11 protein-coding genes and 1 pseudogene are annotated in these 10632 nt (G+C 27.5%); 11 read left to right on the forward strand and 1 reads right to left on the reverse strand.

Features of this window, described 5'->3' with window-relative positions:
* A pseudogene (locus tag Q0714_RS14030) lies at positions 1-798 on the forward strand (hypothetical protein); the annotation flags it as partial.
* A 153-nt stretch (positions 799-951) separates the two neighbouring features.
* Positions 952-1194 carry a hypothetical protein gene (locus Q0714_RS14035; RefSeq protein WP_298266162.1) on the forward strand — a complete coding sequence of 81 codons (243 nt, stop codon included), beginning with the start codon at positions 952-954 and terminating at the stop codon, positions 1192-1194.
* On the opposite strand, the gene Q0714_RS14040 is transcribed toward Q0714_RS14035, so the two are convergent.
* Complete coding sequence (locus Q0714_RS14040) at positions 1184-1489, reverse strand: hypothetical protein (RefSeq protein WP_298266164.1); 306 nt, start codon at positions 1487-1489, stop codon at positions 1184-1186. The two genes, Q0714_RS14035 and Q0714_RS14040, sit on opposite strands and share 11 nt — an antisense overlap.
* Positions 1490-1687: 198 nt before the next feature.
* Between Q0714_RS14040 and Q0714_RS14045 the strand changes: the two genes are divergently transcribed.
* The 9 genes from Q0714_RS14045 (at position 1688) to Q0714_RS14085 (ending at position 10424) form a co-directional block, all read left to right on the forward strand.
* Positions 1688-2722, forward strand: a complete 1035-nt coding sequence (locus Q0714_RS14045; protein ID WP_298266166.1) for a hypothetical protein — start codon at positions 1688-1690, stop codon at positions 2720-2722.
* 226 nt (positions 2723-2948) lie between these two features.
* Positions 2949-3515, forward strand: coding sequence for a hypothetical protein (locus Q0714_RS14050; RefSeq protein ID WP_298266168.1), 567 nt, complete (start codon positions 2949-2951; stop codon positions 3513-3515).
* A gap of 144 nt (positions 3516-3659) precedes the next feature.
* Positions 3660-5054, forward strand: coding sequence for an NUDIX domain-containing protein (locus tag Q0714_RS14055; protein WP_298266170.1), 1395 nt, complete (start codon positions 3660-3662; stop codon positions 5052-5054).
* Position 5055: 1 nt separating this feature from the next.
* Complete coding sequence (locus Q0714_RS14060; RefSeq protein WP_298266172.1) at positions 5056-5742, forward strand: hypothetical protein; 687 nt, start codon at positions 5056-5058, stop codon at positions 5740-5742.
* A gap of 177 nt (positions 5743-5919) precedes the next feature.
* Positions 5920-6897: a type I restriction enzyme HsdR N-terminal domain-containing protein gene (locus tag Q0714_RS14065; protein WP_298266174.1), complete on the forward strand. Its 978-nt coding sequence runs from the start codon at positions 5920-5922 to the stop codon at positions 6895-6897.
* 176 nt (positions 6898-7073) lie between these two features.
* On the forward strand, positions 7074-7868 hold the full coding sequence (locus Q0714_RS14070) for a cation transporter (protein ID WP_298266176.1): 795 nt from the start codon (positions 7074-7076) through the stop codon (positions 7866-7868).
* Between the two features lie 661 nt (positions 7869-8529).
* Positions 8530-9222, forward strand: a complete 693-nt coding sequence (locus tag Q0714_RS14075; RefSeq protein WP_298266178.1) for a hypothetical protein — start codon at positions 8530-8532, stop codon at positions 9220-9222.
* Positions 9222-9755 (forward strand): GIY-YIG nuclease family protein, encoded by a 534-nt coding sequence (locus tag Q0714_RS14080; RefSeq protein WP_298266180.1) that lies wholly within the window; start codon positions 9222-9224, stop codon positions 9753-9755. Before Q0714_RS14075 ends, Q0714_RS14080 begins: the two co-directional genes overlap by 1 nt.
* A gap of 162 nt (positions 9756-9917) precedes the next feature.
* Positions 9918-10424 carry a hypothetical protein gene (locus Q0714_RS14085; RefSeq protein ID WP_092853803.1) on the forward strand — a complete coding sequence of 169 codons (507 nt, stop codon included), beginning with the start codon at positions 9918-9920 and terminating at the stop codon, positions 10422-10424.
* The last annotated feature ends 208 nt before the right edge of the window (positions 10425-10632 follow it).

Here is a 10632-nt window from a genome sequence, read left to right on the forward strand (position 1 = left end):
AATAAAAAAATACTAAATTTAAAACTTGAAAAATTGCACCTTAAAACCCGCAACTTTTCATGTACCAAACCGTTGGCTTTAATTACTGAAAAAGATTCTATGAAAACCCACAAAGAAAAAATTGATAGAATAATCAAACTAAAAAGAGAAAATACTTTATGGAATCATATTTTGACGAGTTTATTTCATAAAGGAAAAACTATTGCAGAGAAAAACGGAAATAACTATATTATTTGGACTTCGAATTTATGGACAGGTGGGTTTTATCCAATTTTTAAAATTGATTTTAATCAAGATAACGAGATTTCGAATATTGAAACTGAATTGAGTTTGTACGGAAAACTTTGTTTGATTTTATTAATAGTTGCTATTTCCTCTTTTACAGCTATGATGATTATAATTCCAATGATTCAGAATTATAAAGAAGTTAACTTATATTTTTTAATTCCGATTGTACTTTATAGTTTATTAATGTATGGTTTTTATCTAGTTATGAGAGCAATTTATAATCGAGAAAAAAAATATTTAATTGAGGATTTAAAAATAATTATTGGAGTTGAGACGAAAGAAAATATTGAGAATAAAGAGTTGAAAAAAAACGAATGGACAACTTCAAAGATAATTATAAGAGCATTTCTTTATCCTTTTACCATTTTTATAACAATTATATCGGTATTTATGATTTTTAAAGGGGATTTGAGAGGCGTTTTTGGAATCTTTATCGGAATTGGATATTTGTATGCTGATATTAAAACGATTCTAAAAAAGAGGGAAATAACTAAAGCCAACAATGTATAACCAAAATTGTTGCATTTAGTAAAATAGAATGTTTCTTAATCCTAATTTTATTAGTTTTATAAAACGAAAAATCACAAAAACCAAATCACAACTTTGGTTATACTAAACCGTTACCTGCAATATGGGGCAGCGTTGTGGAAAAACAACAAACGAATGGAAATAAAAGATTTAGAAGCATTTATGAAATTTAGAACACGAAGAGGAGAAATGGACCATTCTCTGACTAGATTATATGCTGTAACACTAACTCACGACCCACAAACAGGAGATGTGAATTTACCAATGGCAAATGGAATTTGGGATTTTGTTATGACAGGCTCTTGGAATTCAGGAGCTGGGTATGAAAAACGAACAATTGACCGTATTATAGGAACAGATGAAGAACCTACTCAATAGAATGGACTGACTTAATCTTATCTACAATAGAATGAGCAGAATCTAAATCAAAATCTGTGGAAATATAAGCATAGTCACCTTCTAATGAATTTAGACATTTATTATTTAAGTTTGTATAAAAACCAACAGATTTATAGACCCTTTTACTTTTATACTTTGGACTAAATGTTGTAACAATGCAGTTTTTAAAATTAATAATATCTTCGGTAGGTAAAGAATAGCAAAATTGAACATCTAAAAACGTTTTCTCTGATAGAGAAATAAAGTCAGTATTAGAAACAGGTTGTCTTGACATAAATAATTAAATTAGACAACTAATATAAACAAAACGGTTGAAAAAATACAGCAGGTAACACCGTATATAAAAAATAACGGTTAAGTAATAGACCGAAAGTTATTACACAAATAAAATTAATTACACAACGGAAAGGAAAGTGCATAAAATCCGCTACTTTTCATATACAACAACGTTAGGTGTCATAAAGAAGAAAATATGAAAATTACAACAATTAAATCGAGTGAATTAAAGAAAGTCACTTTGTTTTTAATTGATAAAAAGATAATTTTTCATCCTATAATTTCACCAAATGGAATACCTGACTTTTCTTTTTACAACAATAAAGATTTTATCTTAATACTTGATAGAAACATACTTGTTCCCATATTGCGTTTAGCGGAAAAAGGCACTTTAAAAGATGATTTTAGTTTAAAGTTAATAAGCTCACTATTAACTTGGACAGAATACAATGGAGTAACAATAACAGCAGGATTAGCACTAATGGAATATTCCCATTTTAAGCAAGGAGATAATAAATCCAATATTGAGAATAATGTTTTTCTTGATATTTTCAAAAAAATAAATCTTTCCGATTGGTTAAATTTAGCAATGGGAAGAACAAAAACAATTTCACCGATAAAGTCGAGAAATATTTACAAAAATGATTTTTTCATAGAAAACGATCATTTCAAAATGCATTATTTAGAAATGCTGAAAATATCTCAATTATATTTTGACAAAAATATTTCAGTTGAGAATAAATTCAGACTTCTATTTTTATGGATTTATGATAATGTTTTGATTTGTAAATACACGATTTTTTATTCAGTATTTGTCTTCGGTGAAAAAAGTAAAATCTTCAGAAACGCTAATAATGATTATGAAGAAATCATTAATAAATGTACTAATCAAGCTTGGGATTTAACTTATCTATCTTACTGGAGTTCATTATACTTTAATGAGAATAAGTCTAAAGAAATATTTTTATTTGCAACAATCGATAAGGAGCTTAAAAATCTTTTCTCAATTACGTACAAGGATAATCTTGATATATTCACAGAAACTTTTGGATTAAAAACAGGAAAAAATATAATAGAAAATATGAATAAAACTCTTCTTCCTAGAGAAAAACCAGAAATAGATTCTGTTAAACTTGATAAGATGATAACTGATGAAAAACAAAAATTAAAAAGAATATTACGCCACCTAACAATGCATAACCAAAATTGTGCTTTTCGTAAAATAGAATAATTCTAAACATTTATTTTAGTAGTTTTATAAAACGAAAAATTGCGATAGCCAAATCACAACTTTGGTTATTCTAAACCGTTACCCAACATTAGATTTGAAAACATATAATTTCAACATAAAACCGATAATTAAACTCTTCAGAATAAAGATTTCTATTCTAGTTTTTGCTTTGACTTACATTTATATAAAACAACAAAACGACAATGTTGAAATAACTCATTTGATTTTGATAAAATCTGGAATTTTTGCAATATTCTTCACTTCGATTCCTGATTTTATTTTAGTAATTAATTACTATTTTGAAAACCGTAAAACATCATTTTCAATTAATGAATTCGAGGAAGAAATCGAAATTATCAAAAACGGAGTTAAGACAAAATATAACTTTAATGACATAAAACGGTCAGTTTATAATCGATGTAAAAACCATCAAGATAAATTTGATAATGGATTTCGACTTGCTATGACTTTTTCAGATTTTGGATATTGGGATTTGACTTTTAAAAACGGAGATAGATATTATCTGACAAATCTTTTACACGATGTAATTTCTGAGCCGAAAATTCCAAATACAGAATTTAGATTTAGAGGTTTGCCAATTATTGATAAAAATAATCCTAAAAAAAAATATGAAGTCAAAATTGAGGAATATGATGAACTGAAAGTTATGAAAGAAAATTTTCAGAATATGAATATTGAGAAATTACAGAAAATCATTGAAAACAAAACAGAGTATAGAAAAGAGGCGATTGAATACGTTGAGAAACTTTTACGAGAAAAAAACGTTGGGTAACACCTCATAAAATTTATGCTTACATTTAAACTAAATAACAAACCGACAAACATTCAACTAACGATTTGCTACAACCGAAAAATCTCCGATTTTCCAGTCGCACAAATCTTATAAAAACACGTTGGCGCACATTAAAAAATTGAGATGAAAAAAATATCAGGTGCTATTATCATAAATGATGATAAAATTTTATTAGTAAAAAGAAGCCCAACAGATAGTGACATGCCTAATTTATGGTCTTTACCAGCGGGTAACCATAAAAAAAATGAGGACTCTAAGACAGCTGTAATTAGAGAATTGAAGGAAGAAACTAATTTAATTTGCACCTATTCTCAATTCTTATATAAACTGAAAAGATCTAAATGGGAAGTAGATATTTTTTTGATTAAATGTGAAAATTATAATTATAAAAAAGATAATGTTGAAATAGCAGATATAAATTTTTTTGGTATTTCTGAATTACCAGAAAAGATAGTTATAGATAGTTATATCATAATTCAAAAGTTTAGTGAAATTATTTTTTCAAAATCAATTTCATATCCAAAATTGGTAGATCAAACTTTTTCAGCAATATTTTATACCCATATTTTTCCAAAAATTTCTTCTCTAAATTTTTATAATAACAATACACCGTATACAATTTACAAATTCATTATTGAAACAACACCCTATAGAAAATTTAAATCTGTAGTCCCTTTTCTTTTAAGTTCTCCTTTAAAAAACAATTTTACTATATTTTTATTGCCAGAATTTGCTTTTGCTATATGGACACTCTTAGATGATATTGTTGATAATAAAAAAACTAGATATAATCAAATAACGGCTCCAATAAAATTTGGGCTTAATAAAAGTGTAATTTCATTATTTACTTTTCGAAACGTAATCACTAGTTTGTTTAAAAATAAAACTGAGAGTAAAGACCTTGATAGAATTATTGATTCAATAGAAGACTCAGGGCTTATTTTAAATCAAAGATTAAATAATACATTAGATATAAGTTATGAAGATTATATAAAGCAAAGTATGTTAAGAACAAGATTTTTAAGGGAAAGTTGGACTGGAGCTCTACGTCAGACTAATTTGTCAACAAATGAATTAAATACTATTTTTCTTATACAAGAGAAATCAGCAATTATTGGTCAGCTAATAAATGATTATTTTGATATGACGAAGGCGAACTATGAAGATTTTGATATGAGAATTATTTCTTCACCTATCATCTTTTTAAAAGAAAAGGTAAATAAAAAGGAGTTTAATGAGCTAAACTCTTTCTGGAATACCAAATGCAACAATAATAAATCAAATTATATAAGTTTGATTAAAAAGTATAAAATTAAACATGTTTTAAAGGAACATATCATTAATCAAATGTCAAATATTTTATCCCAAATAAATAATTCAGACCTTGCCTGTTTTCAAAAAGAAATATTAATTAATTGGCATGAGATGTCATTTAATGATTTTGCTCCAAATACTGAATACAAATTTGATAAGACTCGTTTTTTAGAAAATATCAATACTATAATAGAAAAATATTAGTATGGGAATAATTAGCACAATTTTTTTAGATATTCTTATTGGATTAGTAACTGCATTGCTAACAATGCTAATCTTTGATATTAACAAATTAAAATATAGGTTATCTAGAATTTTTGGATTTAAATTTTACAAAACTTTTGAAAGATTAGGTAGTCGAAAACAGATAATTAAAAATTTTAACAAAATATTTGTCAGTTATAAGTTTCTAAAAGGAGGTGAAATCATGTTAATGTCTAATACTGGAGGTTACCCTGAGTTTGATCCATATCCAAGAATACTTGAATTATCAAATTTTGAAACTTTGGATATTTATTTAGCTATTTCAAAATTTTCCTTTGTACAATACATTAGAGATAATCCACATATTGCGATGCAATTAATTACATCAAAAAAAATACATATTTATATATTCGAAAATCAAATTCCTTATCAATATCGAATTGGAGTTAATACAGACTTGAAACTAGGTTTTTATTCAACTTATTATGGTCATAACAACAATAAAGTTGAACTAGAAGGAATTCAATCAAATAATAAGTTAGTAATAGATAGCATAAAAGCTATGTTTTTTGGATTGATAAAACAAGGTAGTTTAGTTAAAAGATCTAATCTAAAAACAGTTTTGGGTTATTCTTATATTGAGTTACAAGAAATGAAAAGACAAAAAATACAGAAAATATCTATTTAATTTTAGTAATCAATATAACGTGAGCCAACAATGCGCATAAAAAATTGCTAAAGAGAGAAATATAGAATGTTTCTAAAACAAAATAAACATAAATTTATACATCGGAAAAATACGGTTATCAAACCGCAACTTTCCATGCTCTAAACCGTTGCAAGCAAGCCGAAAAATGAAATAGTTATGAATCAAGACAAATGGAATGAAATAAATTTTTTACTGTCAGAAAATATAAAAACTGATATAAATGAAAACGATTTTGAGAAAAATGTAATTCAAGCATTAAGAGTTTTAGACTGGAAAGAATTTCTGGGAGATTTTGATGTTAGACCTTCATTTCAGTTTGGAGCTGCAAATCGAATTATGCCAGATTTTGTAATAAAGTCTGCTACAAGTCAAAAACTTTTTGTTATTGAAATTAAACAACCGAATATTCCTCTAAATTCTACATTTCAACAACAATTATTTTCATATATGCGCCACTTGAAATTGGAATATGGAATTTTAATTGGGCAAAGTATTCAAATTTTTTACGATGGTAATTTAGCAAAACAAGAAGATCCTATTTTACTTGAAACTATCAGATTTGAGAAAAATAACAAAAAAGGAGAAACATTTGTAGAGTTATTTAATAAAGAAAATCACAATGCAGAATCATTAAAGAATTTCACAATTGAGGCTCTAAAAAAAATTAATCAAAAACAAGATTTTAAAGAACTTACCAAAAAGATTATTTCCGAGAATTACACCGAAAAATTGGTTGAATTAATTAAACAGGATTTTATAAGTGAATATGATGGAGAATTAATTGATTCCGTACTTAAAGAATTAAAATTAGAGATTAACGAGAAATCTTCGAATATAATCGAAAGTGAAACAAAGAATTTTGCTAAACCGAGAGAATTTAATTATAGTAGCACAATTTTACCGATAGAATTAAATCCATCAGGAGAATCTGAATTCAAAAGAAAATTACTAATAACGAAACAAGCATTTATAACCACTTATTATGCAAACGGAACGAGTGAAAGAAAAAAATGGAAAGCTAACAGTTTTCGAGAAACTTCAGGAGTTTTAGGAAATCTAAGGTCAAGACCAGAATTCAGAAATGGAAAGTGGCAAGAATTAGGAATTATAAAAGTTTTTGTTTCAATAGATTAATTGAATTCAAAAAAGCCAGCTTGCAACAACTCATAAAATTTATGCTTAAATTTGAACTAATACAAACGACAAACATTCAACAAACAATTTGCTACGTCCGAAAAATCTCCGATTTTCCAGTCGCACAAATCTTATAAAAACTCGTTGTGGTTAATGTCGAAAAACCGAGAAACTAAATGAATAAAACAATATTTGAGATTACTAAAATGGACTGTCCTTCGGAGGAAAATCTAATCCGAATGAAATTGGACGGAATTTCAAGTATTGCGAATTTGGACTTTGACATTCCCAACCGAAAACTGACCGTTTTTCACAGCGGAGAAACTGACAAAATTGAAAAATCAGTTATCGAACTGAATTTAGGCGGAAAGAAAATCTCGACTGAACAAACCGACCAAACAGAATTTAATGAAAATGCAAACCAAAAAAAACTACTTTGGTCTGTACTTGCCATAAATTTTGCGTTTTTCATAATTGAAATGACAACAGGAATAATCTCAAAATCAATGGGATTGGTTGCCGACAGTTTAGATATGCTTGCGGACAGTTTCGTTTACGGTATTAGCTTGTTTGCGGTTGGCGGAACAGTAATAAAGAAAAAACGGATTGCCAAACTTGCTGGATATTTTCAAATAACACTTGCAATTATTGGATTTGTAGAAGTTTTAAGGAGATTTTTCGGAGACGAGAAATTACCCAACTTTTCGACAATGATTATAGTGTCAATTTTCGCACTTATTGCAAACGGAATTTGTCTTTACATTTTACAAAAATCAAAAAGTAAGGAAGAGGCACATATGAAAGCAAGTATGATTTTCACTTCAAACGATGTGATTATAAATTTAGGAGTAATAACAGCTGGACTTTTGGTAAACTGGTTGAGTTCAAGCAAACCTGATTTGATTATCGGAACAATAGTTTTTGTTTTGGTAATTCAAGGTGCTTTTAGAATTTTAAAATTGAGTAAATAAATAAAAAAACACTAACCACAACAATGGCTATAAGTAATTGCTTGTTCTCGAATACTTCTGAAAATCCTCGCGGATTTTCAGTTTGTTGTGTACTTGCAAAGTTTCGTGCTAACCCACGCAACTACTCATAGCCGAGACCGTTAACCACAACAGGGCAAAACGATTGAAATAGTTGGTTATGAATAAGTTGATTAACAAATTAAAATTAAGTTCTTTAAGTTAAATTGTGCGATTTCAATCCTTTTTTGGGAACTAAACGCAAGAAAAATATAGTTTTTTAAGAAACTAAAAACTAGGCTGAAAAATGAATAGTTTAAATGAATAATTCGTTGGCGTTCTGACTCGTTCTTTTCCAAAAAAGGCGTAGTTACAAATCTTAAACTACCAACCTAAATGCAATGAAATTGATTTTGTGTTTAGATTCTGATTTGCTTAATCAATGCTGAAAAGAGGATTTAAATACTTTTCGCTGGCATTCTGGTCCGGTTGGTTTTGGAGTAGATATGTAAGTTAAGTTTTTGCCTAATATTTGGGTGCTGCCCTACTGTGGCTAACAATGCACATAAAAAATTGCTTAATTATCTAAAATAGAATGTTTCTAAAATAAAAAAATACTAAATTTAAAACTTGAAAAATTGCACCTTAAAATCCGCAACTTTTCATGTACCAAACCGTTAGCTTTAATTTCCAAGAAAAATTCAGAAAAGAAGAAAATATGATAATTGTGATTAGCTGTAGTGGCTCAAAAAATGGAGGGAATTTAGTTTATAAAAACAACGAAATTACATTTGTTTCTTCGCCAAATGAAGAAAGTAAAAACCATTTCAATCCTGACAATCAAATCCCAAATGAAAATAGAACTTGGCGAGAATATGTGAATTCTCAAGAAAATAATAATCTGTTAGAATCTTATAAGTTATACAAAAACAAAATATATAGTTCACTATATGAAAAGTATAAATCTAATTTATTTATTTTATCAGCAGGTTGGGGAATAATAAATTCAGAATTTAAAATCCCAAAATACGATATTACATTTTCAAAAAAAGCAGATAAAAACTCTCAACGAAAGAAAACTGACTCTTATGAAGATTTCAACCATTTAACAAAAGTCAATCCAAATGAAAAAATCGTTTTTTTTGGTGGTGCGGATTATTTAAAACTATTTTACAATTTAACTAAAGATTTGCCTAACGAAAAAATAATATTTTATAATAAGAAAAATATTTATTCTGGTTTACCATTTCTTAAAAATGAAAGCTCATTTAAACTTGTAAAATACGAAACCAAAACAAGGACAAATTGGCATTATGGTTGTGCGAACGATTTTTTAGAACACAAAATAACACTATAATGGAGAGTTTAAAAGTAAAATCTATAAGAGAAAACAATATAAAAATAACAAAAGAACCAATAGTTTATTATTGGTGGTTTAAGACTAATATTTTCGGAGATTTACTTTCAAAAGTAGAAACAGAAATTGAATTTGAAAAAATTAAATTAAAAACTTTTAGCAGTACAGAATATGGGTTGCTTTATATTGGTCAAGCTAAAAATGGACACGATAGATTGGTGAAATACCATATGTTAGATTATAATAATTTTCACGAAAAGGGAGTTGAAAATGGGAGATTATCTTCATTAAGAACTACTCTTTGTGGATTATTAGATTTACCTATGTCAAAAAGTAAAAATATAGTAAATGACTTTATGGACGAAAATTGTATTGTTGAATATGAAAACTGTACGTTAGAAGAGCTTAATGAATTTGAACAAATTAAAATTAAAGGAAACTATCTACCATTAAATTATCAACATACAAAAGGAATATTGACTTCAGAACATAGGAAAATTTTGAGGGAATCAAAAAAAAGAATGAGAAAATAAAAACTAAAGCTAACACCGTGTATAATTCATTGCTAGTACTCGCTTACTTACGAAAATCCTCGCGGATTTTCTATTCGGTTTGTATTTGCTAATTTAGTTGCTGAAACACGCAACGAAATCATACACAAACACGTTGGCAACAAGCTGAAAAAACTGAAACCTATGATACATTTAATTTGGTCAATAATAAACGGAATGATTGTTTTGTACTTTCTATATCTAATTGTCGGATTTATAGCTAAAGGAAAACGAATTTTTAAACCTCAATTTAAAGTTATCTCAATTTTTATAATGGTAATTGGAATTGTACAAATAATTTCTGCCTCTAACTCGGAAAAAAATACAAATAGAATTACGATAAATGAAGATTATAATAAACAGAATAATTCAAAAGTTAAAAAAGTAATACTCGAAGACAACTTGACTTTCGACATAAATATGCACGTAAAATATTCTGTTGAAAAAAATGAATTTATCCCAATTGAAAGTAATAGTTTTTTGACAGGATTTGTTAGTGGTTATGTTTGGGAATTTAAGTCGATTCAAACGAACAATTATAAACCGAATGAAAAAGCGGAATTTATTGCTGATGGAATTTTGAAATGGAATCTTTTCGGAATAAAGGTTTATAGCGAATCGAAAACATTTAGCGGAATAATAGAAAAATAAAAGCCAGTTGCCAACACCGTATATAATTTATTGCTGGTTCTAGCCTACTTACGAAAATCCTCGCGGATTTTCTATTCGGTTTTTATTTGTTAACTTAGTTGCTTAACCACGCAACAAACCATATACAAACACGTTAACCACAACAGGGCAAAACGATTTAGTTGGTTATGAATAAGTTGATTAACAAATTAAAATTAAGTTCTTTAAA

Origin of the sequence: uncultured Lutibacter sp., from assembly GCF_947493565.1 — a bacterium.
GTDB classification, from domain to species: domain Bacteria; phylum Bacteroidota; class Bacteroidia; order Flavobacteriales; family Flavobacteriaceae; genus Lutibacter; species Lutibacter aestuarii.

Coding starts and splice junctions, on each gene's coding strand:
- Q0714_RS14085 (WP_092853803.1), top strand. CDS start 9,918: ATGATACATTTAATTTGGTCAATAATAAACGGAATGATTGTTTTGTAC.
- Q0714_RS14040 (WP_298266164.1), bottom strand. CDS start 1,489: ATGTCAAGACAACCTGTTTCTAATACTGACTTTATTTCTCTATCAGAG.
- Q0714_RS14070 (WP_298266176.1), top strand. CDS start 7,074: ATGAATAAAACAATATTTGAGATTACTAAAATGGACTGTCCTTCGGAG.
- Q0714_RS14075 (WP_298266178.1), top strand. CDS start 8,530: ATGTACCAAACCGTTAGCTTTAATTTCCAAGAAAAATTCAGAAAAGAA.
- Q0714_RS14065 (WP_298266174.1), top strand. CDS start 5,920: ATGAATCAAGACAAATGGAATGAAATAAATTTTTTACTGTCAGAAAAT.
- Q0714_RS14055 (WP_298266170.1), top strand. CDS start 3,660: ATGAAAAAAATATCAGGTGCTATTATCATAAATGATGATAAAATTTTA.
- Q0714_RS14060 (WP_298266172.1), top strand. CDS start 5,056: ATGGGAATAATTAGCACAATTTTTTTAGATATTCTTATTGGATTAGTA.
- Q0714_RS14045 (WP_298266166.1), top strand. CDS start 1,688: ATGAAAATTACAACAATTAAATCGAGTGAATTAAAGAAAGTCACTTTG.
- Q0714_RS14035 (WP_298266162.1), top strand. CDS start 952: ATGGAAATAAAAGATTTAGAAGCATTTATGAAATTTAGAACACGAAGA.
- Q0714_RS14080 (WP_298266180.1), top strand. CDS start 9,222: ATGGAGAGTTTAAAAGTAAAATCTATAAGAGAAAACAATATAAAAATA.